At 40.3% G+C, this 26,033-nt stretch carries 25 protein-coding genes; 14 read left to right on the top strand and 11 right to left on the bottom strand.

The window, feature by feature from the left end; genetic code table 11:
* Nucleotides 1-9 precede the first annotated feature (9 nt).
* A complete protein-coding gene (locus tag AWW67_RS09820) occupies nucleotides 10-1,401 on the bottom strand; it encodes a sodium-dependent transporter (protein WP_062301470.1) in 1,392 nt (463 codons plus the stop codon).
* Between the two features lie 235 nt (nucleotides 1,402-1,636).
* On the opposite strand from AWW67_RS09820, the gene AWW67_RS09815 reads away from it, so the two are divergent.
* Nucleotides 1,637-3,151, top strand: a complete 1,515-nt coding sequence (locus AWW67_RS09815) for a sodium-dependent transporter (RefSeq protein ID WP_245620810.1) — start codon at nucleotides 1,637-1,639, stop codon at nucleotides 3,149-3,151.
* The gene (locus AWW67_RS18875) at nucleotides 3,148-3,273 is read left to right on the top strand and encodes a MetS family NSS transporter small subunit (protein WP_176700028.1); all 126 of its coding nucleotides are present in this window, start codon (nucleotides 3,148-3,150) and stop codon (nucleotides 3,271-3,273) included. Before AWW67_RS09815 ends, AWW67_RS18875 begins: the two co-directional genes overlap by 4 nt.
* Nucleotides 3,274-3,281: 8 nt before the next feature.
* On the opposite strand, the gene AWW67_RS09810 is transcribed toward AWW67_RS18875, so the two are convergent.
* Genes AWW67_RS09810 through AWW67_RS09775 form a run of 8 tightly spaced genes read right to left on the bottom strand, consistent with a single transcriptional unit; the run spans nucleotide 3,282 to nucleotide 10,563 of the window.
* A complete protein-coding gene (locus tag AWW67_RS09810) occupies nucleotides 3,282-4,187 on the bottom strand; it encodes an SDR family oxidoreductase (protein WP_062301469.1) in 906 nt (301 codons plus the stop codon).
* Nucleotides 4,184-5,074, bottom strand: a complete 891-nt coding sequence (locus AWW67_RS09805; protein ID WP_062301467.1) for a peptidylprolyl isomerase — start codon at nucleotides 5,072-5,074, stop codon at nucleotides 4,184-4,186. The genes AWW67_RS09810 and AWW67_RS09805 overlap by 4 nt, the downstream gene beginning before the upstream one ends.
* A 6-nt stretch (nucleotides 5,075-5,080) precedes the next feature.
* Nucleotides 5,081-5,953: a peptidylprolyl isomerase gene (locus tag AWW67_RS09800; RefSeq protein ID WP_062301465.1), complete on the bottom strand. Its 873-nt coding sequence runs from the start codon at nucleotides 5,951-5,953 to the stop codon at nucleotides 5,081-5,083.
* The gene (gene hemC, locus AWW67_RS09795; protein ID WP_062301464.1) at nucleotides 5,950-6,879 is read right to left on the bottom strand and encodes a hydroxymethylbilane synthase; all 930 of its coding nucleotides are present in this window, start codon (nucleotides 6,877-6,879) and stop codon (nucleotides 5,950-5,952) included. Before hemC ends, AWW67_RS09800 begins: the two co-directional genes overlap by 4 nt.
* Complete coding sequence (gene rimK / locus AWW67_RS09790; protein ID WP_053223971.1) at nucleotides 6,880-7,788, bottom strand: 30S ribosomal protein S6--L-glutamate ligase; 909 nt, start codon at nucleotides 7,786-7,788, stop codon at nucleotides 6,880-6,882. It abuts the gene before it with no gap.
* Between the two features lie 18 nt (nucleotides 7,789-7,806).
* Complete coding sequence (locus AWW67_RS09785) at nucleotides 7,807-8,274, bottom strand: ATP-dependent zinc protease family protein (RefSeq protein WP_053223970.1); 468 nt, start codon at nucleotides 8,272-8,274, stop codon at nucleotides 7,807-7,809.
* Between the two features lies 1 nt (nucleotide 8,275).
* Nucleotides 8,276-9,406, bottom strand: a complete 1,131-nt coding sequence (locus AWW67_RS09780; protein WP_062301462.1) for a DNA polymerase III subunit — start codon at nucleotides 9,404-9,406, stop codon at nucleotides 8,276-8,278.
* 2 nt (nucleotides 9,407-9,408) lie between these two features.
* Nucleotides 9,409-10,563: a GlmU family protein gene (locus tag AWW67_RS09775; RefSeq protein WP_062301461.1), complete on the bottom strand. Its 1,155-nt coding sequence runs from the start codon at nucleotides 10,561-10,563 to the stop codon at nucleotides 9,409-9,411.
* Nucleotides 10,564-10,688: 125 nt separating this feature from the next.
* Here AWW67_RS09775 and AWW67_RS09770 point away from each other — a divergent pair, with 125 nt between their 5' ends.
* From AWW67_RS09770 to AWW67_RS19275, 3 genes are all read left to right on the top strand, one after another.
* Nucleotides 10,689-11,057, top strand: coding sequence for a BlaI/MecI/CopY family transcriptional regulator (locus AWW67_RS09770; RefSeq protein ID WP_062301458.1), 369 nt, complete (start codon nucleotides 10,689-10,691; stop codon nucleotides 11,055-11,057).
* Nucleotides 11,054-12,997, top strand: coding sequence for a M23/M56 family metallopeptidase (locus AWW67_RS09765; protein WP_062301457.1), 1,944 nt, complete (start codon nucleotides 11,054-11,056; stop codon nucleotides 12,995-12,997). The genes AWW67_RS09770 and AWW67_RS09765 overlap by 4 nt, the downstream gene beginning before the upstream one ends.
* 368 nt (nucleotides 12,998-13,365) lie before the next feature.
* The gene (locus AWW67_RS19275) at nucleotides 13,366-13,539 is read left to right on the top strand and encodes a FeoB-associated Cys-rich membrane protein (protein WP_082794009.1); all 174 of its coding nucleotides are present in this window, start codon (nucleotides 13,366-13,368) and stop codon (nucleotides 13,537-13,539) included.
* Here the strand turns inward: AWW67_RS19275 and AWW67_RS09760 are convergent.
* Nucleotides 13,536-14,558, bottom strand: coding sequence for an SPASM domain-containing protein (locus tag AWW67_RS09760; protein WP_062301455.1), 1,023 nt, complete (start codon nucleotides 14,556-14,558; stop codon nucleotides 13,536-13,538). The two genes, AWW67_RS19275 and AWW67_RS09760, sit on opposite strands and share 4 nt — an antisense overlap.
* A 97-nt stretch (nucleotides 14,559-14,655) precedes the next feature.
* Here AWW67_RS09760 and AWW67_RS09755 point away from each other — a divergent pair, with 97 nt between their 5' ends.
* The 6 genes from AWW67_RS09755 to AWW67_RS09735 all read left to right on the top strand — a co-directional run bounded on the left by AWW67_RS09755 (nucleotide 14,656) and on the right by AWW67_RS09735 (nucleotide 19,036).
* Nucleotides 14,656-15,828, top strand: a complete 1,173-nt coding sequence (locus AWW67_RS09755) for a lipoprotein N-acyltransferase Lnb domain-containing protein (protein ID WP_062301453.1) — start codon at nucleotides 14,656-14,658, stop codon at nucleotides 15,826-15,828.
* Nucleotides 15,829-15,999: 171 nt separating this feature from the next.
* Nucleotides 16,000-16,164, top strand: coding sequence for a DUF1328 domain-containing protein (locus AWW67_RS18615; protein ID WP_071387084.1), 165 nt, complete (start codon nucleotides 16,000-16,002; stop codon nucleotides 16,162-16,164).
* Between the two features lie 100 nt (nucleotides 16,165-16,264).
* A complete protein-coding gene (locus tag AWW67_RS09750; RefSeq protein ID WP_062301451.1) occupies nucleotides 16,265-16,687 on the top strand; it encodes an arsenate reductase family protein in 423 nt (140 codons plus the stop codon).
* A gap of 42 nt (nucleotides 16,688-16,729) precedes the next feature.
* The gene (locus tag AWW67_RS09745) at nucleotides 16,730-17,641 is read left to right on the top strand and encodes a mechanosensitive ion channel family protein (protein WP_062301450.1); all 912 of its coding nucleotides are present in this window, start codon (nucleotides 16,730-16,732) and stop codon (nucleotides 17,639-17,641) included.
* An 85-nt stretch (nucleotides 17,642-17,726) separates the two neighbouring features.
* Nucleotides 17,727-18,335 carry an alpha-ketoglutarate-dependent dioxygenase AlkB family protein gene (locus tag AWW67_RS09740; protein WP_062301448.1) on the top strand — a complete coding sequence of 203 codons (609 nt, stop codon included), beginning with the start codon at nucleotides 17,727-17,729 and terminating at the stop codon, nucleotides 18,333-18,335.
* Nucleotides 18,336-18,541: 206 nt separating this feature from the next.
* Entirely contained in the window at nucleotides 18,542-19,036 is a 495-nt protein-coding gene (locus AWW67_RS09735; protein WP_062301447.1) for a DinB family protein, read from the top strand.
* Between the two features lie 10 nt (nucleotides 19,037-19,046).
* Here the strand turns inward: AWW67_RS09735 and AWW67_RS09730 are convergent, their stop codons facing one another.
* Nucleotides 19,047-19,550 carry a regulatory protein RecX gene (locus AWW67_RS09730; protein ID WP_062301445.1) on the bottom strand — a complete coding sequence of 168 codons (504 nt, stop codon included), beginning with the start codon at nucleotides 19,548-19,550 and terminating at the stop codon, nucleotides 19,047-19,049.
* A gap of 50 nt (nucleotides 19,551-19,600) precedes the next feature.
* Between AWW67_RS09730 and tpiA the strand changes: the two genes are divergently transcribed.
* From tpiA to AWW67_RS09715, 3 genes are all read left to right on the top strand, one after another.
* Complete coding sequence (gene tpiA / locus AWW67_RS09725; RefSeq protein ID WP_062301443.1) at nucleotides 19,601-20,362, top strand: triose-phosphate isomerase; 762 nt, start codon at nucleotides 19,601-19,603, stop codon at nucleotides 20,360-20,362.
* Between the two features lie 9 nt (nucleotides 20,363-20,371).
* Complete coding sequence (gene prmA / locus AWW67_RS09720) at nucleotides 20,372-21,202, top strand: 50S ribosomal protein L11 methyltransferase (protein WP_062301442.1); 831 nt, start codon at nucleotides 20,372-20,374, stop codon at nucleotides 21,200-21,202.
* A gap of 101 nt (nucleotides 21,203-21,303) precedes the next feature.
* A complete protein-coding gene (locus tag AWW67_RS09715) occupies nucleotides 21,304-25,968 on the top strand; it encodes a hypothetical protein (RefSeq protein ID WP_176700027.1) in 4,665 nt (1,554 codons plus the stop codon).
* Nucleotides 25,969-26,033: the final 65 nt, after the last annotated feature.

The following is a 26,033-nucleotide window of genomic DNA, read 5'->3' as shown; positions in this document are numbered from 1 at the left end:
CAGCATCTATTAACCGCCTCCACCAAAAATTCCGAATAAGCCCATCATGTTCAGTAATACAATAAGAATAACTACTGGGCATACGTAACGGATAAAAAAGACAAAAGCATTAGAAGCAAATGTACCTGGTTTCCAACCTGGTGCTCCCAAATCAATTTCGGAGACTATATTCTTGATTGGCATTTTCCAAGCCACATAAATACAAGTAACCAAAGCCACCACTACAATAAAGAAGGTGCCAAAGAAGAAGTCGAGAATATCTTGAAAGCCAGTGTATGTTGCTCCGAAAACCGTGACATTCATGGTGGAGAAAAATTCAGAGCCCCCTTGTGAAAGCGCTGAAGGAATGCCTACAATAAAAAGTAAAATACCGACTACCCAAGCAGATTTATTTCTGCTCCATTTTTTCTCATCCATAAAATAAGAGGCGGGTACCTCCAACATGGAAATAGAAGATGTTAAAGCTGCCACCATTAATAAAAGGAAGAAGAAGGCGCCTATAATGGCTCCGCCCGGCATACTGCTGAAAATTTCTGGCAATACCTGGAACACCAAAGTAGGGCCAGCGGCAGGGTCTTTTCCGAAAGCAAAAACAGCAGGGAAGATCATGAAACCCGCAAGCAAAGCTACGCCAGCGTCCATCAAACCTACCCAAACACCGCTACTAACAATATTCGCTGTTTTCGGTAAATATGAGCCATAAGTAATCATAATTCCCCAACCAATACTCATAGAAAAGAAAGCTTGCCCTAGAGCTACCAAAAACGTTTGACCCGAAATTTTACTGAAATCTGGGTTTAAGTAGAAGTCTACGCCTTTCATTGCGCCTTCTAATGACATACTTCGAATGGCCACAATAAGAATAAGCAAGAAGAGTACAGGCATCAATATTTTGGCGGCCTTTTCAATTCCTCCAGAAATCCCTTTTCGCACAATAAGAATTGTAACCAGCGTAAACAGTCCCATTAAGGGAATTGTGTTCATTGGGTTTGCGGCAAATTCTTCAAAAGGAACTTCGCTACCACTTAACGATTTGAAAATATAGCCGATTGTCCAACCAGCAATATTGCCATAATAAGAAAGCACAAAAAAGCTGACCAACAAAGCCATAATGGCACCCAAACCCATAAAAAGAGGATTGGCACCAGTATCTTTAAATGCACCAATGGTGCCCTTTTTTGTGTACCTACCAAAGCCCATCTCTGTAAAGAGCAAGGGTACTCCAATAAGTATTACACAAAGCAAATAAACCAAAACAAAGGCTCCGCCTCCATTCTGACCTGTGATGTAAGGGAATCTCCAGATGTTCCCTAACCCGACAGCTGAACCGGCCGCAGCCATGATAAATCCAAATTTGGACCCCCACTGGCCTCTGCCCTCATTACTAACGTTAACCGCCATATTCTTAAAAATTGAGTTGAGTATTGAAAAAAATAACGTAGAATATTGAGAATTTTCTTCTTAAAAACCAAGTGGTTAGAACACCTGTGGCTACCAAAATTTTAAAATCAGATTTACCGTAAATAAAGTTTTATGTGAGAAAAACCCTGTAAAGCTTGGGTTTGTGCCTCAAAAAACTACCTTGTGCGGCTTGAAAATCGATTTTTCTTAAACTTTGAACAAAACTTACAGGTAATTGAGCACGCAAGAAAAACCAGAAGAATTTAGTAATCGGTGGGGAATTATTTTAGCCGCCTTAGGTATGGCCATTGGGGCGGGTAACCTTTGGCGCTTCCCAAGAATAGCAGGAGAGTACGGTGGAACATTCATTATTTTATGGATGTTTTTCCTTGTAATATGGTCTATACCTTTACTTATGGCCGAATTGGCCATAGGTAAACACTATAAAAAGGGAACCATAGGCGCCCTTGGTAGTTTGTCGGGCAAAAAATTTAATTGGATGGGCGTGTTTGTTACGCTTGTCACCATGGGCATTGCCTTTTATTACTCCGTGGTAACGGGGTGGTCTTTTCGATACTTCCTGCTTAACACACAAAACTTAGTCGATTATATTTTTGGTTCAGGCGCCATGAACGAGAAATTTGCAGACCCCAACGTGAACTACATGGACAACTTCTGGGCGCATTTATCTAACTCAAGCTGGGAAGCAGTACTGTGCTATATGTTTACAATTGCTATTGCCATTTGGGTTTTGAGCAAAGGAATTAAACAAGGGTTAGAGAAGGTAAATAAGATATTAATTCCTACGCTCTTCATTCTACTTATGGTTGTGGCCGCTTTTGCTATTCAGATGCCAGGAGGAGTAAAAGGGCTTGAGTACTTATTCACAATTAATGTTGAGCTTTTTAAAGACCCCAACATTTGGATTCAGGCTATTACCGACTCTGCTTGGAGTACAGGGGCAGGCTGGGGACTAATGATTACTATTGGGTCGTTCTCAAGGAAGAAGGAAGATGTAACGCTTAACACATTCTTAGGAGCGTTTGGAAACAACTCAGCAGCACTTTTGGCAGCTATGGCCATTTTACCAGCCGTTTTTGCCATGTCAGCTACATCGGCCGATGCCATTGATTTTTTGCATGGCGGTAACACAGCATTAGTATTTACCGTGCTGCCTCAACTATTCTCTCAAATGACAGGAGGACCATTCTTATCATGGATTTTCTTTGGCGCATTCGCTATGGCGGCATTTAGTTCGGTACTCCCCATGATGCAGTTAATAATCAGAAACTTAACGGACTATAACATTTCTAAAAAACAGGCCGCATTAATAACAGGTGCTGCATGTTTTATCATTGGTTTTCCTTCGGCATGGAGCCTTGCCATATTCGAAAATCAAGATTGGGTTTGGGGTGTGGGTCTTTTAGTGAGCGGAATTTTCATTTCCTTTCTTATTATGCGTTATGGCCCATCGAAATTTAAGAGGGACTTTATAGATGAAAACTCCGATTTTAAAGTCTCTTCTAAATACTTTACTGGCATGATCTACTTTATCTTTTTTGCTGGGCTATTCTTGGTGTATTGGTGGATGGACCAAGGCTACAGCAAATACCCTTGGTTTGATGAAAAGGGTAATTGGAACGTATTCGATACGTTTAGTAATGCTTCAATTGTAACACAATGGGCCATTGCCCTCATTATTGCAATTGTATTTAATGGATGGTTCTACAAAAAATTCGTGAAAAAATGAGTCAAGAAGCTATAATAGGAATGATCATATGTTTAGCGATTACCTTCGGAGGTTTCATCACCTTTCTTACAATCGCACTTAAATCAGATAAGAAAACTGAAGACGCAAACGCAGAAGAATAAACTTTGACTTACTTACCAGCCATTTGTTCGGAAACGATGGCTATACCTTGGTCAAAAGTATGAGGCTCGTACCCCAAAACGGTGCGGGCCTTTTCTATTAATAGCCCAGTTTTCGGAGGTCTTCTGGCAGTTTGAGTAAAGGTAGAAGCATCGGCCTTTTGCATAGTAGCCGTACTTAGGTTGAAGAACTGGGCAGTTTTAATCGCCATTTCATAAGGGGTCAGTAAATCGCTTCCGCTAATGTTAAAAATACCTTTCGCCTTTTGTTCTGAAATTAGCAAACAGCCCTTGGCCAAATCTTCTGCCAAGGTAGGGCTTCGCAATTGGTCATCTACCACCTTAATTTCTTTGCCTTCTTCCAAGCTATTCTTCACCCAAAGAATAATGTTAGAACGGCTCATGTCGTGCGCAATGCCGTACACCAAAACAGTACGAGCAATCGCCCAATCAATTTTACTTTCTTCTATTATGCGCTCAGCAGCGAGTTTGCTTTCTCCATAATAGCTAATCGGATTGGCTTCGGCTTTTTCATCGTATGGGCCGTTTTCACCATCAAAAATAAAGTCGGTAGAAAGGTGTACTAGAAAGGCATTATTCAATTTACAAGCTTCAACCAAATGTTTTACAGCAGTAACATTTAAATCCCAGCAGGCCTCTTTTTCTAATTCACATTGGTCCACGTTGGTCATGGCTGCGGTATGAATTACCACATCGGGTTTGTGCTGGGCAATTACTTCTAGTACCTGTTCACGATTGGTGATATCAAGCGATTGAAAAGTATATTTTTCTTCGGGAATAGGTAGTCGGTTAGTTCCTCTGGCGGTAGCCACCAATTGGTGATTTGCTTCATCTAAAATAAGCTGAACCAGTTTTTGACCAAGTAAACCGTTAGAACCTGTAACTAAAATTTTCATTGCTCCTTTTTAGGGTATTCTATTCCGTATTTTTTTGTAATCTCTTTTTTCGACATTTCGATAACAGCAATCGTCATTCGAATGTCTTCGGTTGGCTTGTCTCTTCTATTGGTTTCTACCGCAGCAATTTTATCGATTACATCCAAACCTTCAACCACCTGACCAAAAACTGTGTATTCTCCATCCAAATGTGGTGCGCCACCAACGGTTGTATAAGCCTCCACTTGTTGGGTAGTAAATCCAGGGTCTACCTGTGGCCCAAATTCTTCTTCAATCAAATCTTTCGAATTAAAAACCAGTTCGCGCTGCGCCTGTTGAAAATCGTAAGTAGTATCTTCTTGATACTTATTTACATGGTAGTTATACTTCTCATTCAACTCAATGTATTTGTCCATTTTGCGCATGCGGTCAAATAAACCATTAAGCTTTAAATATTCCCTTCTATCTGCTCTGGTTTGCAAACCCGCCTGATCGTACACTTCGCCATCGACAATATAAAATTGAGATCCGCTTGATTGCTTTTGAGGGTTTACGTTATCTCCCATTCGGGCAGCCGCCAAAGCTCCTTTTACATGAATATATTTTTCAGGAAGAAATTCGGCATCTATTCTATAATTGGCATCCTCTTCTTGAGTACCCGTAGACAGGTCACCCGTTTGAATCATAAAGTTTTCAATCACTCTATGGAAGATCACTGAATCGTATTTTCCTTCTTTGGCCAAACTCAAAAAATTGGCCTTGTGTAGCGGAGTATCATCATACAGCACAGCTGTCATATCTCCATATGGAGTTGAAATTACTACTACCTCATCCATTTCAGTATTACAGGCTGAAAAAAACAGACTGAAAGAAACAAGGAACGCTAAGTTTAAAAAAGTCTTTTTCATGGCTAATTATTGATAAACTGGGCCGTATTTTTTTACGATTTCTTCTCTTGGCATTTCTTCTACCGAGATATACATACGCACATCTTCAAAAGGCCTGTTGTTTGGGTCTACCCCAACCGTAGTAATTGCATCAATCACTTCTAAGCCCTGAATTACCTGACCAAAAACTGTATATTCCTCATCCAACGGAGGGTAGCCTCCTACAGTAGTATAAGCCTCTACTCTTTCTGCTGGCATTTTAATCATGATTCCAGTAGCCTCACTTAATTTGTCTGCCAGTTCCATTGCCTTAACCCTAAAGGTTTCATCCCCTCCTTCATTAAAAGAATCTTCCAATTCTTTATTCAAAGGGTTGTCTGGATCGGTTCTTCTTAAAGTAGATATGGATTGCGACAAAGCCTGCATGTCCATACCTGTTTCTTGTTCTGTAAACACTCTACCTTGAACAATAAAAAATTGACTTCCGCTCGATGCTTTTTCTGGGTTTACATAGTCTGGCTGTCTGGCAGCAGATAATGCCCCCTTTTTATGGAAGAAGCTCTTTACAAATTCTGCAGGAATGGTATAACCCGGGCCTCCAGAGCCTAAACGAGCTCCTGGTTCGGCATCTTTTGAATTTGGGTCACCACCCTGAATCATAAAGCCAGTCATTACTCTGTGAAACAAAAGGCTATCGAAAAAGCCTTCTTTGGCCAGTTTAAGAAAGTTCTCTTTATGCTTTGGAGTTTCATCATAAAGAATGGCCTTCATTTCACCCATGTCTGTTTTGATAGTCACCAAATAATCATTGCCCTTTACTTTTTCTTCGCCTGAGCCTCCGCATGAAGCGACAACTGCAATTAGCAAGGCCATTAAGGCCAACTGTATATACTTTTTCATTGGTTTGATAATTCGGTTTTTATGGATTTTAATATGCGATCTCCGCCCGAAGATAATACTTCTTCGGCAAGTTTTTTGCCTATTGATTTGGCATCCTTTAGCTTACCAATAAACACTTTACGAATCATTTCTTTGCCATCCAAACTGGTAATTCCTCCAGTCATTTGAAGGCTGTCATCTTTGATTTGAGCCAAACCGAATACCGGAATTGAACAGCCTCCATCCATAGTTTTTAAGAACGATCGCTCAGCCAAAAGGCACACCTCAGTAGGTTCATGGTTCAGTGCTTTTCTAACTAAATCTTTCTTGGCTTTACTCAATCCTTTGTGTACTTCAATGGCTACAGAGCCTTGCCCTACAGCGGGCGTAAACTCTGTTAAATTTAGCTTTTGAACAATTTTGTCATCGTAGCCCATTCTGTGTACTCCCGCATATGCGAGCAATAAAGCATCGCAGGCTCCTTCTTCCATTCGCTTTATTCTGGTTTGAAGATTGCCCCGAACTGGAACGGTTTTGATATGAGGATAAAAGTGTTTTAACGTGGCAATTCTTCTATTGGAAGAAGTACCGACTACTAGATTTTTATTGTTGAGTGAAGCTTCCTTATTATCACTAATCAGTACATCATTGGCCAATTCGCGTTCTGAAAACGAAATGAGTTCGAAGCCATCAGGAAGGGTAGACTGCATGTCTTTGGCGCTATGCACGGCAATGTCAATCGCTCCATTGGCCAATTGCTCTTCTATTTCCTCGGTAAAAACCCCTTTGCTTCCAATCTTGGAAATTGAAACATCTAAGATTTTATCTCCTTTGGTTTCTATTTTAACAATTTCAGTTTTTACACCAGCCGCTACCAGCTTATCTTCCACAAAATAAGCTTGCCATAGGGCCAACTTACTACCTCGTGTTCCTATTCTAATTTTCATTTAAGCGTTCAATTTTGCTTTCGATCCTCTTTTCTTAGGCTGATTGTTCTCAATAAACTCAACGATGGTTCCTGCAATATCTACTCCTGTTGCCTTTTCTATTCCTTCTAAACCTGGCGAAGAATTTACTTCTAAAACCAATGGCCCTCTTGATGATGGTAGCATATCAACACCTGCTACGGAAAGTCCCATTGCGTTGGCTGCTTTTACCGCAACCGATCTCTCTTGCCTTGAGAGTTTAATTACCTCGGCCGAACCGCCACGGTGAAGGTTAGAACGAAACTCGCCCTCCATTCCTCTTCTGCGCATGGCGCCTACTACTTTGCCATTCACAACGAAAACGCGTATGTCGGTAGCTTTGGCTTCTTTAATAAATTCTTGCACTAAAATGCGTGCTTTTAGGCCATGAAAAGCCTCAATAACGGATTGCGCTGCTTTTCGGGTTTCGGCCAAAACAACGCCCAAACCTTGAGTGCCCTCTAATAATTTAATAATTACGGGTGCTCCGCCTACGTGCTCTATCAAAGATTTTTCTTCTTTAGAATAATTGGTAAAGGCTGTGCGTGGCATTGGCAAACCAGCTCCTGCTAAAATCTGCATCGACCTTAGTTTATCTCTAGAACGAACTATGGCCTGAGAATCGGTAGTGCTAAAAACGCCCATCATTTCGAACTGACGAACTGTGGCTGTTCCGTAAAAGGTAACTGAAGCACCTATTCTAGGAATTACGGCATCAATACCTTCCACTCTTTCTCCCATATAATATACTGCTGGGCCAGCATCTTCAATAACGAGGTCGCATTTTAGATGGTCCAATATGACGGCTTCATGCCCCCTGGTTTCAATCGCTTCTACCAACCGCTTTGTACTGTAAAGGGCTGAATTTCGAGAGAGCACTGCAATCTTCATTTTTTCTTGGTTTTTAGATTATTCGGCACTTTCGGCCTTGATACTTTTGGGTGTCATCTTAAGGGAAAGATCCTTTTGACTTACATCCACAATAAAACGATTCGTGAGCAACTTTCGGCCTAAAAGTATAGGGAATTTCATCTTGCTCCGGTCTGATAAAGAGAACTCTGCATTAATGCGCCTCTTCATTAGTACTACCGTTGTTTTGATAATAAAACGTTCTTCAGTTACTCCATTTGAGCTCCGAATTTTCTTCTTCTTAAAATTAGTGGTCGAAAATTTTCTGGCCTTTTTTTCATGAATCTTATTGGCCGATAATTGAAAGGTAAGTGTTGGCACACCTTCCACCTTAGTTAGTTTTACTTTTGAACAGTTAATAGACGAAGTGTAAGCGCCAGTGTCAATTTTAGCGTTTACATCTTTCAATCCGAATTCTGGCAGATTGATGAAATCTTGCCTTCCTATTAGCTGTAATGGTTTCGACATTCTACTTTTTAGAACGTGCAATTTGTGCAATCGCCAGAGATAAATCAAGAAAGAGAATCTTAGGGTTAGCATTCCGCTCTATATGATAGTTGGCCTCTTCGATTTTAGGCACCACTTCTGTTATTTTTTCTGCATTAAATACCTTACCAAAGTTGGCTACAAAATCCTTTTCTGTATCTGGAATTCTTTCCAGTTCACTAACTCCGTATTGGTGAATCAGGGTATCGCGCATTACTTTACTTCCGGTATTGAGCAGCCCTTTCTGAAACTCCTTTCCACCACTCTGAAATTCATCGGCCATTTTTACCAAAGCCTGAAAATCATAAGTAAAACACAGACGCATCCACTGCTTAAACTGCACACCCATTGCATCTTGTCCGCCTTGCACCAAGTGCAACGCTTCGCGCATATTTCCTTCGGCCAAATAGGTGATTTCTTGGGCGCGTTCAGTACTCACGCCTTCCGCTTTACTTACTGTGGAAAGAATGTTCTCATCGGTAAAAGAAGGGATTTTCATTAACTGAACCCTAGAACGAATGGTGGTGAGCAGCTTATTCTCATCATTCGACACCATCAAGAAAATGGTTTTTTCTGGCGGTTCTTCTAATACTTTCAGAATTCCGTTGGCCGCATTGCTATTCATTAGCTCAGGCAACCAAATGAGCATTACCTTATATTTGCCCTCAAAAGCCTTAAGCGAAAGGTTGGTAATAATATTTCTACTTTCCTGACGGGGAATAAGCAACTGCTTGTTTTCCCAACCAAAGTGAAAGCTCCAATCGCTTACGTTTCCGTAAGGTGATTTTAGAAGGTATTCCCTCCATTCTTTCAGGAATTTTTCACTGGTAGCGTCTTCCCTTTTAATTTTAGGGGTTGCCGCAGTTGGAAAAACAAAGTGAACATCGGGGTGAATGTGTTTTGCCTGTTTTGTGCAAGACGAACACTCTCCGCAGGCATCATTCTCCTGTTTATTTTCACAGTTTAGATAGGTAGCAAAAGCCAGAGCCATAGGCAAATTTGCCGAGCCTTCAGCGCCTAAAAAGAGCTGTGCATGCGCCACATGATCTACCTTAACGGCCTCAATGAGCTTATTCTTAACTTCGTCTAAACCGGGTATGTCTTGAAAACGCATGTTTATTTTTTATCCCAAGTTCTGTATTGGGTGGTAATTTCAAAAATTCGGTCGATGATCTCTTTTTCGGTATCATCAAAAGTCATTCCTCTGCGCTGCATTACTGCTTCGGCTACTTCATAAAACTTTCTTGGTTGGAAGGTAATTAAACCAGAAGACCCACCCCAAGAGAAAGAAGGAATAAAGTTTTTCGGAAAGCCAGCGCCAAATATATTCGATCCTACACCTACCACTGTACCTGTATTAAACATAGTATTAATGCCGCACTTGGCATGGTCGCCCATCATCAGCCCACAAAACTGTAAGCCTGTTTGCACAAAACGTTCGCTGGTGTAGTTCCAAAGCTTAACTGGTGCGTAGTTATTTTTTAGGTTAGAAGTGTTGGTATCGGCACCTAGGTTACACCATTCGCCAATCACTGAATTGCCCAAAAAACCATCGTGTCCTTTGTTGCTGAAACCAAAAATAACTGAATTGCTTACCTCACCCCCCACTTTAGAATGAGGACCTACCGTGCTATCTCCTTTTATTTTTGCACCCATATTTACATGCGCTCCTTCACACAAAGCAAAGGCTCCGCTAATAATTGCTCCTTCGTGCACATGTGCATTCTTACCGATATACACAGGGCCGTTTTCAGCATTAATAATGGCTGCCCGAATTGTAGCGCCCTCTTCCAAAAACACGTTTTCCTTACCATAGACCACCGTATGCGGATCGGTGATGGGCTGAGAAATTCGGCCTTTGGTGATGAGCGAAAAATCCGCTTCAATCTGTTCTTTGTTGAATTGAAAGATTTCCCAAGGTTGGTTGATCATTCTAAATGCGCCCTTAAAACTTACTTCTTCCGAGCCATTTCCTGAAACTGCTAAAACGGTATCTCCCGACACCAACTTTGTATTTGCGGTTAAGGCTAAAATTGCTTCAGATAATTCTTTTGAAGGACACAACGCGCCATTCACTTTTACGTTTGTTGGCAAGGCCTCAAACTTCTTCCCCAAGTAATCTTGGGTTTCGAAACCAATATGAAAGCCATATTTCTCCCATTTTTCGGCAATGGTTAAAATTCCTACACGAATGCAGGCCACTGGTCTGGTAAAAGTAAAAGGAAGAAGATTCTCCCTGATTTGGGGCGGATCGAAAAGATTAATGTGCATGTAGCAAAAATATAAAAGGCTTTCGATTAAGTATCAATTCTGTGATTTTATCTCGCATTTAGAAAGAATTTGGAAATTAAATTTAATACTCTACATTTGTAGAGAACACTCTAAAGAAGTAGAGCATGAACTTATCTAAAAGCGAAGAACAACTGATGAATTATTTATGGAAGCTAAAAAAAGCCTTCATGAAAGATTTACTCACTGAGTTTCCTGAACCAAAGCCTGCTACCACTACAGTAGCTACGCTCTTAAAAAGAATGAAAGACAAGGGTTTTGTGGATTATAAACTTTTTGGAAACTCACGAGAATACTATCCGCTGGTGCGTAAAAGCGAATATTTTTCGCTGCACCTCAAAGGATTAATTAAGGATTTCTTTAACGATTCAAGCACTCAGTTTGCCTCGTTTTTTACTAACGAAACTGATTTGAGCACAGAAGAATTGGAAGACCTTAAAAAAATGATTGACGAACAGATAAAGAAGAAACAATGATCGCGGGCCTATTCGAAATCTTCTTATGCTTATTGGTGCTCTTTGGCATTTATAAGCTGGTTTTAGAGCAAACTGCGCTGCACCGAGTAAAAAGGTTTTACCTCCTTTTCGCTTTGATTTTCTCATTGACCACCCCTTGGTTGAACCTAGAAATCAGTTCGGATAAAATCATGATTCCAACCGGAGAAATGATTTCAGAAACGCTTTACGAAGTAGTAGCCAATGAGCAGGCGGTAACTCCAGAAGTAATTAGCCCATCGGAGTTCACAGAAGCAAAACCTAAAATGAGTATCAACTATGCGGCTTGGGCAATTGGTGGGCTTTATTTGGTAATTGCCTTTGTTCTGCTAATTCGTTTCGGAAGGAATATTCGCAGACTCTTTACTAAGGCTAAAAACAACACTCGAATTCCGTTCAAATCGGCTGAAGTGGTACTTCTTCAGCAACCCACAATTCCTCATAACTTCCTGAAATTCATTTTCATGTATAATGAAGACTATAAAAAGGAAGCTTTGAGGAAACAACTTTTAGCGCACGAGCTTGGTCATGCGCTGCAACGACATTCATTAGACATTCTATTGGTAGAATTGCTTCAAGTGCTCTTCTGGTTCAATCCAATGTATTACTTCTATGCCAAGGCCATTCGGCTGAACCACGAGTATTTAGCAGATGCAATGGTGCTTGGTAAGTTTAATGACATCGCCACTTATCAGCGTCTGTTGCTCAAGTTTACCAACCGCAACCACAGCAATGAAATGAACTTGGCCTGCCTTTCAAATTATTCATTAACTAAAAAAAGATTCAAAATGATGACACAACAAACCACTAAAATGGCTGCTCTGGTTCGTGCGGCTATTTTGCTGCCGTTATTGGCAGTGACCACGCTTTGCTTCAGTTTAAAAATTAAGGCAGAAGCCATTGGTAACAACGCTAGCGAGCTTATTTCCACCATTGAAAATTCCATTTTTCAAGAAAACAAACCAGAGCTACATCCATTAGGAGACTATAAATACCTACGCACCACTTCCACTTATGGCATGCGTAAAGACCCTCTGACCAAAGAAGACAAAATGCACAAAGGGGTTGACTTTTCAGCAAAAACAGGGGTGCCAGTAATTGCTACAGCCTCGGGAACAGTAGAAAAGGTAGAATCTCTGAAAGGTGGTTATGGCAATTACATTCAAATTAAGCATGACGACCAATACCAAACCCTTTATGCACAGCTTAGCGAAATGGACGTTCAGGTGGGTGATAAAGTAGAAAAAGGACAGCTGATTGGAAAAGTTGGCAACACAGGCCACAGTACAGGCCCGCATCTTCATTATGAGGTAATCAAAAATGGCGAAAAGGTCGACCCGAAAGATTATTATAAGGCGACTTCTGATACACCAACTCGTCCAGCCATCTTGATCCTGGAACAAAAATCAAGAGACCCAAAAAATGTAGCAGTCTATGCTGTAAAGGAGGAGCATTATGATGTAAACTTGGGCGCTGGGTTTGAATACGAAAAAGTTATCTATGATGATAACAAAGCCATATTCATAAGGAAGAATGAGAAGCCTATTATTAAAGACATGGCAAACCTATCTGTTGAGCAAACCCTAGCATTAAAATCTCTTACTTTACCACCACTCCCATATTTTGAAAAAAGTCAGCCAACACAAGAAATTGTAAAAAATTGGAGTGACCCTACTATTTACGGAATTTGGATCGATGACAAAAAAGTAGACAATTCTGTAATGAGCAATTACAAGGCCTCGGATTTTTCGCACTACTTTAAAAGCTTTTTATACCCAAATGCCAAAAAAGGAAAAATCTATAGCTACCAGCTTAACCTAACCACCAACGAGAAATATGAAAAAGATAAAATAAGAGCGGCACAACAAAAAGCAGAATGGGAGAAAACAACCAAGGCCTCACTCGCCAAGCTAGATTTTTAAAAACCTATATAAACTCAAATGTACAACATAAAGCCTCACTGAATTGGGGCTTTATTTATGTATAGCCTTGAAATTAAGTGTCTTTTTGAAACTTTAGATCTTTCCTCCAAAGTCTCGGAGTCAGGACAGGAAATAAATCATTTCTACTACAGTCATTTTGAGGAGAATCCATCCCGATGGAGTAGATCAGAAGGTGAAAATTCACTACCAGTTTTAATTGTTTGCATACTGCTTTTCATTCTGACTCCGAGACTTCGGAGAAAGGAGCAAAAGAGGTATCAATAGGCATCCGCTTTATTTGGAATAATTCTAAATAAAACCGAACTTCGCCAGCGAGTTTTGGGTTAACCCTTCAAAAGTTCAGCGAAATGCAAGAGGTAATTGTCGGTATAGTTTTTTTAATAGCGCTAATCTTTATCGGGAGGCACTTTTATCATCAATACAAGTCCGAAAGCGGTTGCCCGAAAGGCTGTGGCTCTTGTGATATTTCTAAAGAGGTGAAAAAGATGGACTTTAAAATGCCTGAGCACTTAAAGAATTAAGCCCAAACCCTGGTTCCTTCTGAGCAATTCTTACACATTTCAATTTCACTTCTGGATTTAATCAGCGACTGACGGAAGCTCTGATAGGCTTTCCCTTTCCAAACTTGCTGAAAACTTTCGGCCTGCATACTACCCAATTGGTAATGGGCATCCTTGTCAAAACAACAGGGCACAACTTTTCCGTCCCAAGTGATTACGCAGGAGTGCCACATTTTCCAACAATGGTTGAGTAATCGGTTTTTGATCTCCCATTTTCCATTGGCCTTTTGACGGTAACGTGAGTACTTTTCTATAGTTGGAATAAGCTCAGAACCGTTTTCGTAATCGTAAATTTGGGCAGTTTTAAAAGCGACTTCGTCCACGCCCAATTCTTTGGCCAGCTTTTGTACATCATCTAACTGATGCTGATTTGGCTTGACCACCAAATATTGAAAAATGACATGTGGGGTTTTACTCTTCAGCTCTTTTTTCCAGCGAATAATGTTCTTTGTGCCTTCAATTACTTTTTCCAGCTTCCCCCCAATGCGGTATTGCTCATAGGTTTCTTGTGTGGTGCCATCAATGGAAATAATCAATCGGTCTAAACCTGATTCAACTGTGGCCTTCGCATTTTTATCGTGGAGGTAATGTGCATTGGTCGAAGTAGCCGTATAGATTTTCTTTCGCGAAGCATACTTTACGTGATCTAAAAAACTGGCGTTTAAATAAGGTTCGCCCTGAAAGTAGAAAATAAGATAAGTGAGCCTTGGCGCCAGTTCATCAATGGTTTTCTGAAAAATTTCGTCAGTGAGCATTCCCGTATCTCGAGAAAAACTGCGCATTCCACTAGGGCATTCGGGGCAGCGTAAATTGCAGGAAGTGGTGGGCTCTAAGCTAATGCTGGTAGGCATTCCAGAATGACTTGCCTTTTTGGTGATTTTAGAAAGCCAATAACTACCCACCAATTGAAACATATTCCACAGCCGAATGGGCGTCAGTTTTGACGCATAATTAAGTCCATCGGTGAAATTTCTGTTCATTGCGTCAAATTAGGTTGGCAAAGTTCACTTTCAAAACCCTTAAGGGTTTTTAATCAAATAAGTCTCTTTATCTTCGTACAACACAATCTAATTACGAATGAAGCGGTTTGTACTTTTTTTCAGTTTGCTCCTTTTTGTTTTCAGCGCGAAGGCACAGTTTCCAGGACTTTCTGGCCAAGCTGAAATTAGTATTATTACCATTGGGCCAGGTGAAAATTTATATGACAGCTTTGGGCATGGTGCAATTAGAGTTCAAGACCCTTATTTGAGTATTGACAGGGTTTATAATTATGGAACATTTGATTCTTTTGAAGATGGTTTCTACTTGAAATTTGCACAGGGAAAACTCAATTATAAACTTTCAATTCAGGACTTCAATCGTTTTCTAGGGAACTACCAAGCTCAAAACCGTTGGATAACCGAACAGGTTTTAAGTCTGACTCAAGCCGAGAAGCAAGAGATTTTCGAATTCTTAGAAAACAATGCCATTCCCGAAAAAAGTTATTATTTATACGATTTCTTCTACGATAACTGTGCTACCAAATTACGTGATGTGGTGGGTGATGTGTTAGGCGACAAGCTTACATTTAATAACAGCCACCTTACAGAAGAAAAAACCTTTCGAGACCTGATTCAAGAAAACACCTTTAACTTTCCTTGGTGGGATTTTGGAATTGACCTTGCCTTAGGAGCCGTAATTGATGTAAATGCCACTGCAGCAGAGCATATGTTTTTGCCCGATTACGTTATGCAGGCTTATGCCAATGCAACCATAACAAGGGGTGATGAAACTGTTCCAGCAGTAAAAGCTACAAACCAACTGTTTGAGTCTGATTACTATGAAACGCCAAGGGAATCGATTAGCCCTTGGATGATATTTTCAATCCTATTGCTCGTTGTTGTAGTATTCACTTACAAAGACACGCTCCAAAACACAAGGGCACGATATTTAGATTTCACCATTCTATTCTTAACAGGTTTGGTCGGGGTAGTTGTAGCCTTGCTTTGGTTTGCTACAGACCATACCGCTACGGCCAAAAACCTAAACTTGCTTTGGGCTTTTGCCCCTAACCTTGTTGTGGCTTTCTATGTAGTGAAAAAAAATGCACCTGTATGGACTAGAGGCTATGTCCGCTTTCTGTTTATTCTTTTAATTGGAATGACCTTTATTTGGGTTTTCCAACTACAAGTATTTTCCATTGCCTTACTACCAATCATGTTACTCTTAGCTGTGCGGTATGCCTTTTTATGGGTAAAGGGTTTGGCATAGTCTGCACTAATCATCTCATTTTCAAACACCTTGTTGTGGAGACATCTCTACAAGCTGGGTCTTAACGTCTCATTAAATTCAATAAAAACCTGATTTTTTGCTGAAAATTGGCTTGGCACAGTTTTGCTACTAGTGGGAGTGAAATCAATTAATCACTAAAACCCCACAGATATGTTACGTTGGACAATCACATTCTTAGTTATAGCAATTATTGCAGGTATTTTAGGTTTTGGAGGCATTGCCGCTGGTGCTGCTTCTTTGGCTAAAATTGTATTCTTCATTTTCGTGGTACTGCTTGTTGTCTCTCTTTTAAGAGGAGTCACCAGTGGACGATAGGCACTACTCTTTATATAGATTAGATAGAACGGTTTCTGAAAATTCAGAAACCGTTCTGAATTAACATCCCGAATTCTTCTCCACTTTTTAACTTATTATTATGAAACCACAGGAAAACGAAATTCTTCTTATTTATAATGGTCGAAAGTCGCATGACACAAAAGTACTAGGCTATGCAAGTGCCGTTCAAAAATATACCGTGAACGAAAGAAACATAGATAAAAACCCACTGACCGAAACACAGCTGAATCAAGTAGCAAACGATATGGGATTACAGATTCTTGATTTAATAGATAAAAAATCAGACGCTTATTTAAATGAGATTAAGGATCAGCGCTTTTCGAATGAAGAAATGATGAAGATCGTAAAGCAACACCCAGAAATACTAAAAACGCCAATTGCAATGCTGAATAACACTGTCTTTTTTGTGCACTCTGCTTATGACTTTGTGAACAAAGGAATTGAGATTGAAGGCATAAAAAGCAAAAGCGGAAATATATATGAATCACCCAACCGTGATTAATTCTTTCTCTTTGAACCAAATTCATTCTGATCATCTCTCGCAATGAAAGATCGTTTTATTTCTTCTTTTCAAGAGTTTTGGGAAACCATACTTGACAAAAGTCCTTCAATTGTTTTAGGCCTAGTGCTCTTGTTTATAATGTGGGGCTTGGCTGTGCTCATTTCTCGATTGGTTAAGAAGAGAATCATGGTGCGCATTAATGATCAACTGCTTTCTAATTTTATTGGAAGGCTCATTTTTTTGATTTTCCTGATTATCGGTATAGTCATGTTTTTAAATCAAATTGGCTTAGGCCAAGCGGCTGGTGGTTTGCTGGCAGGCGCAGGTGTTTCTGCATTGATTATCGGCTTGGCATTTAAAGATATAGGAGAGAATTTTTTGGCCGGCTTCTTTTTAGCCTTCAGTCGCCCTTTTAGCATTGGCGATGTAATTCAGGTAACAGATATTACAGGCAAAGCCAGAGCGCTGAATTTCAGAAATACGCATGTCCGCACTTTCGATGGACGAGACGTATTTATTCCAAATTCAATGCTCATCAAGAGCCCCTTAACCAACTTTACCCGCGATGGCCTAATGCGTTATGACTTTATAATTGGGCTTGATTATGGAGACAATATTGCCGAAGCCATTAGAGTAATTATAGATGAATTAAACAATATGGCAAATATCACCAAAGCTGAAGGGGTTGAGCCTTTTGTAATTATCAATGATTTTGGAACCAGCACCATCAACTTAAAAACCTACTTTTGGATTAACACTTATGATTTTACAGGCTCGTCTTTACAGCTCAAAAGTGTGGTAATGCATCAGGTATTATTGCGTTTATCAGAAGCTGGCTTCAATATGCCTGCGGATATTATTGAACTTAAAATTTATCAAGAAGGTCAGCCTATTCCTGTTTCGGTACGGAATGACGCGAGCATTAAACCAAAACCTAACCCTGAAATAGTCTAGCCTATCCATTTTTCAATTCATTTGTTAAAACTAAAATCAGCAGGTTTTTCACATTCAATAAGAACCGAATACCTAAATTAGGGAAATGAACCTCTTTCCTGAAGAAATAGACGAAACCAAAAACTGGCTGCCCAAAGAAGGTACGGTTAACTATTATGGAAAATTAGTTTCTGAAGAAGACGCCAACTTCTATTTCCGAAAACTCTACGATACAATTGAATGGAGAAACGATGAAGCCGTTATTTTTGGCAAGCATTACATTACCAAACGCAAAGTAGCTTGGTATGCCGACCAACCCTACGAATACAGTTATTCCAACGTCACCAAAAAAGCCCTGCTTTGGACACCTGAACTTCTAAGCTTAAAAGCTATAGTAGAAGGAAAAACGGGTGAAAAATTCAACTCTTGTTTGCTCAATTTATACCACACAGGCGAAGAAGGAATGGCTTGGCACAGCGATGGCGAAAAGGACTTGAAGAAAAATGGAGCAATTGCCTCGGTGAGTTTTGGGGCGGAAAGAAAATTCGCTTTTAAGCACAAAGAAACCAAAGAGAAGGTTGATATTTTCTTAGAACACGGCAGTCTCTTAGTGATGAAAGATGCTACCCAAAGCCATTGGCTTCATCGTTTGCCTCCCACCAAAAAAGTAAATGCCCCAAGGGTGAATTTGACTTTTAGAACGATAGTGAGGTAAGTCAAATTGATATGCATGATCTGACCTATTCGGTGCCGGCCTTTGAATAGTGCCTAATGCGACTTTTCGGTCGGTACCGAAGGTCAGACCGTACCTATTTATGAGCCAAGGGCAAATCCATAAAAATCTTTCCCCAAAAAAACCTACTGACATAGGGTTGTCATAAGTGCCCTTTAAGTTTATTCCATAATCTTAAATCGCACGATATGAAAAACGAAACATTAGCACCAGTAGTCATTAGCCCAAGCGACTTGTTAACACAGTGGCAAGGACACCGAAGCCTTACCCGAAGAGTAATTGAAGCTTTTCCAGAAGACAAACTTTTTAGTTACTCAGTAGGCGGAATGCGTCCGTTTTCTGAATTAGCACTTGAAATGATTCACATGGCTGTGCCGAGCGTAGCTGGAATCATTACTGGAGAATGGAAAACTTTTGGCGAATCTGAGGCGGAAGAAAAACCTACTACTAAAGCAGAGCTTCTTAAACTTTGGGACGAATCAACAGAAAAACTGAATGAGTTATTTCCTCAAATTAAAATTGAGCGTTTTCAGGAAGTAGAAAAAGCTTTTGGCCAATATGAAGGCACCAATCACGCTTTAATTTTTTACTGTATCGATAATGAAATTCACCACAGAGGGCAAGGTTATGTATACCTGCGCACTTTAGATATTGAGCCTCCTTTTTTCTGGGAAAGAGGTTGATTGGCATTAATTATGGAGCTGTTGAATTGAGCAGCTCCTCAATTACCTCTCTTATCAAATCACCCTCAAAGCCCTTCATTACCAAATGCTGTGTTAGTTTGCCTCGCACCGTATATTGGTTTTCGGCTTTAATGGTCGGTAATTTTTTCTCTGCATGACGCATAAGCGTAGCGTAATAATCATCTGGGTCAATTTCTTGAAAGCCTTTCTTTATACAGTAATCAGAAATACGATGCTGCTTCAGCCCTTGCAAAATTTTGCGTTTGCCCCAGCCCTTAATTCTAAACTTTCCACCTACATAGGCCTTTGCAAAACGCTCTTCATTAATGAAATTATCAGTGATTAAGTCCGACAAAATTTCCTCAACCTCGTCATGATGAAGCCCATAGCTATACAGCTTATCGCGCACCTCTTGCTGCGAACGCTCCTGATAAGCGCAAAAATCGGCCGCTTTGAGCTTGGCCACTTTCGGATCCAGTCGTTTTGGTTTGCGTTCTTCGTATTGAAAAGCCATCGAACTAAGTTAGAATGAATTATCTTTGGGCAAAACACAACAAACCGATAATGAGAAAAAAGATTGTTGCAGGAAACTGGAAAATGAATAAAAACTTCAGCGAAGGCCTTACACTGGCTTCTGAAGTGGTAAACATTGTGAAGGATGAATTGAATGACGATGTAACCGTAATCATGTGTTCTCCATTTATTCACCTGGCCCAGATAGCAAAAAATGCCGAAGAAAGCGATAAGGTTTTTGTAGGTGCGCAAAACATGAGCGAACATGCTTCTGGAGCTTACACTGGTGATATTTCTGCCGAAATGATTAAGTCTGTAGGGGCAGAATACGTTATTCTTGGCCATAGCGAAAGAAGAGAATACCACAACGAAACAAACGAGCAGTTAGCCAAGCGAGTGGATTTAGCTTTAGAAATGGGCTTAAACCCAATTTTCTGCTGTGGCGAATCGCTTGAAATCAGAGAATCTGGAAAAGAAGTGAGCTACGTTTGCAATCAGCTTACCGAAAGCCTTTTCCATCTTACAGAAGATGAAATTCAGAAAATTGTAATTGCCTACGAACCCATTTGGGCGATTGGAACAGGAAAAACTGCTTCATCGCAACAAGCACAAGACATGCACAAAGCCATACGCGATTTCTTGGCAGGTCAGTTTGGGCAAGAAGTGGCCGATAAAATCTCTATTCTTTACGGAGGAAGCGCCAAGCCAGATAATGCAAAAGAACTTTTTGCTCAACCCGATGTTGATGGCGGCCTAATTGGCGGAGCATCTTTAAAAGCCAGAGACTTTGTAGAAATTGCTAAGTCATTTTAATTGAAACCCATGAATTACATAGAAATCAAAGTCCATTGCGACCCGCCTTTTGGCGAAATTTTAATTGCCGAAATGGGCGAATTGGACTTTGATACCTTCGTTGAAACCGAGGTGGGTTTTGACGCATATATTGCTGAGGATATTTTTAGCCATCCTGCATTGCAGCAACTTTTCAACAATTACCGCAAGCAAACCCGCATTTGGTATGAATTGAAAAAAATTGAAAAACAGAACTGGAACGAAGAGTGGGAAAAGAACTACGATCCGATTGAAGTAGGTACAGATATTTTTGTGCGTGCTACTTTTCATGAGTCGAAACCGGGCTTTAAGCACGAAATAATTATCCACCCACAAATGTCATTCGGAACAGGGCACCACGAAACCACCCACCAAATGCTGGCGCTCGAAATGACGCTGGACCATCAAGGGAAAAAGGTTTTAGATGTAGGCGCTGGAACAGGGATTTTGGCCATTATGGCTTCGAAACTGGGTGCTTCAGAAGTATCCGCCACCGACATTGACGATTGGTGCATTGACAACGCCAAAGAGAATTTTGCATTGAATGGTATTGTACCGAAAGATGTATTATTGGGCACCATCGATGAGTTAAGTTTTGATGAACCTTTCGATATTCTTTACGCCAACATCAATAAAAATGTGCTTTTGGCTGAAATGGAATATTATGCAAAACTTACAAAGCCAGGAGGACATTTATTCTTGAGTGGCTTTTATACCTATGATGAGGCCGATATTCTGGAGTGTACCGCAGCAAACGGTTTTGAAAAATTGAATTCTACAGAAAGGAAAAACTGGGCGGCTATACTTTTAAAGAAACTGTAGTTTCTAAGTATTATTTTCGTCTTTTTATCGTTATTAAAGGTCAGTTGAGGGGTCATATGCAATTTCTGGTCAAAAGGATTATATATAGTTTATTGATACTGTTGTTGTTTCTGCCAAGCACTTTTGCGCAAGAAGCAACTCAAACGGATTCTATTGTTTATACCCCAGATATTGCCCGAATTTTAACCACACCCAACCCCGCAAGTTTTGGGGTAGATTACAAACCTTTTATAGAAGCTTGGCAAGGGAATATCTTTACCCAAACCCAAAAAAACCAGTTAGGTCAGGCCCTATTGAACATGGAAAAAAAGGGTTTTAGGCCCCGCTTCGATTTCAAAGCGATCTTTAACATATTGATTCTGGCCAAAGAAAAACGAAACTTCAGTCAAACTCAACTAGACGATTTAGTGAAGGCTTGCCTGAAAGTTTCGGAAAACTACGATAAGAAAATCATTGACCAGTTTCACCAATATGCCGCCTTCTTTTTAGGCGACATGGCGCTTTTTAAAGACCGTAGTTATGGCATTTATGTAGAGAATGCAGATTATGCATTGAAATTCAATGGAAGTGAAGACATTTCTGAAGAAGAGCCGTTCGTAGCCGAGGCCCAAAAAGGTCCCGATGCCATTGAGCTTTTACTCATGAAGCAGCAGGGCTTAATTTCCAGTGAAGAGGACATTATCACTAACGAGCCACAAGTAGAAGCCCCTTTGCCAGCCATGCCCACCCAAATGGGTCCAGTAATTGAGTTTAAAAAACTAGATCTAGCCTTTGTAAATCGTTTAGACACAATATATCTCCGAAACACACAAGGGAATTTCTCTTTCGAAACACTCGAATTCACTGGCCAAGATGGAGCCATTGACTGGACGAATGTAGGGTTACCAGCAGAAACCACTTATGCCAAGCTGCGCAATTACTTTTTCTCTGTAACCCAAACCGACATTAAATTTGACGAAGCCTATTTTCATTACGAAGGCAAATTAGATCAACCCGTAGTGGGCGCTGTGGAAATCACGCTTGCACCGCAGCGAAGCACTGTAGACTCCTACCCTAAGTTCGTATCAGATTTTGCTGACGCACCCATAAACGATTTAGGCACTAGCGACCTGACGTATCGAGGTGGGGTAAGTTATGAAGGAAGAGATTTTTACAGTAAATCTGCCTTCAACGAACTTTCAAGGGTAGAAGGCTTTCTGAACGGGGAATTAAAATTTAGGGCAGAGGCGCCCAACTTTGTTTTCAATAAAGCAGACTCCATGGTGAGTTCTACCGTGGCTAAAGTAACGATTTACCATAGTACAGACTCAATCTATAACCCGAGCGTAGAGATGGTTTATAACTATGGAAATTACCACCTAAATCTTGAACCAAATAAAGGCGATTTTGGAAGCACTCCTTTTAGCTCTTCCTATTATGGTGTGGACCTTACAGGTGACAGACTGATGTGGGACTTAAAATCTGATTCCTTACACCTTACCATTGGTTCAGCCCGAAGTGAAGTTCCACTCATTGTGGAATCGAAGAACTTCTTCAGTTCTTCAAGGTTTTACAGCCTTTCGCAATTGTATGATTTTAACCCCTTAATTCTTTCGGTACGACAGGCCCAAAAATATGACCCTAAAAATGAGTTCTACATTTCTGAGCTGTCAGAAGACCGAAAAATTAGCCTCGGAATTTTAAAAAGAAGCATGATCGACTTAATGTCGAAAGGATTGGTGCTCTACAACGAATACACTGGCAAGGTAATTATTACCCCAAAAGGGCTACATTATTACGATTCTGGCCGAGATGAATCTGATTTTGACGACTTAGTAATTCCTTCGGTAATCAGTTCTTCACCCAATGCCACTATCAATTTGGTAAATGATACCCTGACGGTTAGAGGAGTGGAAAAGTTTTATGTGAGCGATTCGCTCGATGTAATGATTACTCCCACCAACGGAGTAGTGAAAATTTCGAATAACAGAACAATAGAATTTGATGGTGCACTAGAAGCGGGTAACTTCCAGTTCAATGGCCAGAAATTCAAATTCGATTATAACAACTTCTTGGTAGAACTACCTCAAATTGATTCGATTAAGCTACAAGTAGAACTAGAAGAAGGCAGAAAAGAAGCCCTGAATAACCAGTTGGTAAATACCTCAGGAGTTTTGAATATTAACGACCCAAATAACAAGTCGGCAAGAATTTCGAAACCTGAGTACCCTATTTTCACCTCAAATGAAAGCGCCAGCGTAATGTTCGATAAAAATGGCGTTTTAGGCGGAGCTTATGACAGCACTATTTACTTTGATGTACCGCCTTTTCAACTTGATAGTGCCTCTAAAGCCGACCCTTCGGCTTATGCTTTTGAAGGAACTTTCTATTCCAACGGAATTTTCCCTGAATTCAAAGAAAGCCTTAGGGCCATGCCCGATAAATCGTTTGGTTTTATTCACACCATTCCAGATTCTGGTTATAGCCTTTATGGCACTACAGGCAAGCTTTATGGCGAAATAAAAATGGATCAAGCAGGCCTTCAGTCACCGGGGGCAATCGATTTTCTAACAGGTAATTTCAATACCGAATCGGTTACTTTTTACCTGGATTCCATGTATTCGAAAAAGGGAATTGAAGGTCAAATTTTGTCAGGCACATTAGATGGTGTTTCCTATCCTGCGGTAAAATTAGCCCGATATGAAGTAAACTGGCTGGCCAAAAAGGACAGCATGAATCTAAGAAACTTGGAAGCCCCATTTAAAATGTATGACAGCCTTGGTGCATTTAGCGGTATGCTTACGCTATCTACAAAGGGGTTGTTTGGTAAAGGAGAAATGAAAATGCAGGGCTCTAAAACTAATTCAGAAAATTACACTTTAGAAGAAACCTCATTTGAATCTAGAAATTCAGACTTTGAGTTGGATTCTGGAAACCCTCAAAAACCAATATTGAGTTCTGCCGATGTACGTGTGAATTACGATTTAGCAAATAACAGAGCCATCATTCAGCCCGAAGTACAGGGTAACGCAGCTTTGGCCTTCCCTTTCGCACAATACAAAACCTCTATTCCAACAGCCGAATGGGACATAGCGAATAACATGATTACCATGACCAAACCAGACACTGTTGCGTTGGAAAAGTCGTTTTTCTATTCAACCAAAAAGAGCATGGATTCACTGGTGTTTATGGGAACAAACGCCAATTACGATATTGAAAAACAAGAGTTAAAAGTGGAAGGTATTCCATACATTGTTGTGGCAGATGCACTCATTACTCCCGAAAATAATGAAGTACTGATTCTAGAAAACTCTGAGCTTGGAGTAATGGAAAATGCGATCATTGTATTCGACACAGCCAATACAAACCACCGATTATACGATGCCAAAATAGAAATCATTTCACGCAATCGCTTTAGAGGTGAAGGCACCTATGAATTGGTAACCGTGCAAGACACTTTCGCTATTAAGTTCGATAAATTTGGGTTTGAAGAAGATCCAGTACGTGGCCTTTATACCAAATCAAGTGGACAAATAAAAGCCGATGCTGGCGTAATCGTATCTCCAGGATTTACTTTCAAAGGCACTGTATTTATGTATGCCTTCAGAAAAGCGCTAGAGTTGAGAGGTTCAGTAAAGCTTAACCTTCAGAAATTGAAAGAAAGAAACGTTTGGATTGAATATGAATCGAATGATGACATTGCCGAAGTAGTTTTCAATTTCGATGAGGCCAGAACCGAATTTGGAGAGCCACTTACAGCTGGACTTCACTTTAATAATGGAGACATTTATCTGTCATTTATCACTGAAAAACGCGACCCAAGCGATGACGATTTCTTTATTCCAAAAGGCGGAAACTTGTTCTACGATCAGAATACTGGTTCATACAATATTGCAAACCCTAACAAACTAGACGACCCTGCTAATTTTTACAAAGGCAACATGTTCTCTTATAATGAAGAAACTCAAGATGTTTCTTTTGAAGGAAAGCTAAACTTTGTAAGTCCACTTAGTAAAGGCTTAACGGTTCAAGGAGCAGGTAAAGGTTCTGGGAATTTAGATTCGGCCGATTTTAAAATCAACGCCATGCTGGTAATGGATTTCAGTTTGCCTGTAAACAGTGTTCCGCTTATGGCTCAAAACTTAAAAGACATGGGCGAAAAGCTGGGAATCAAAAGAGCTCATGACGACAGGTCTGACTTGATTTACAAAGCCGCAGAATTTATTGGAGACGAAGCCGTCAAAAAATGGGATAAATCGTATCAGTCGGTGCCCATACCATTGGTGAGTGCTTCTGCAAATGGTGAGCTAGTGAAAAACCTAGTAATTTCAAATGTGGACCTCAGATGGTCCAAACAACTGAAAACTTTCTACAGCGAAGGCAAAATTAGTGTCAGCAATATCAATAACACCGACATCAATATGGAGTTGGATGGTTTTGTAGAAATCAAGAAAACTCCTGAAGGCGACATTGTAAATGTTTTGATTCAAATGACCGATGGCACATGGTATTATTTCACCTATGACGGTTTCAGCTTAGGCACTTTTTCATCTAACGAAGCCTTCAATGCCTCTATCGCAAACCCTTTAGATGCCAAGGGGAAATCATCTAAACCCAAAGTAGGCGAATTCAATGTTTTCGCTTATTCTTTGGAGGAAGTTATCGCTTGGTCGAAAAATTACAGAAAGCTGTTTTACGGCATAGACGAGCCCTATAAATTAGTGATGTCGGCCGATTCAAATCAATCACTCAAAAAGAAAGAAGTGGTTGAAGGCGATGGATTTTAGAGCTTCCCAAAACCCATCATCTCCATGGGCGTTTCATTACAAATCAATTATCTTCGAGTCATAAA

Source organism: Roseivirga seohaensis, from assembly GCF_001592945.1.
Classification (GTDB): Bacteria; Bacteroidota; Bacteroidia; order Cytophagales; family Cyclobacteriaceae; genus Roseivirga; species Roseivirga seohaensis.
The sequence above is the reverse complement of the archived record's forward strand: the minus strand, read 5'-3'. Positions and strand labels throughout refer to the sequence as shown.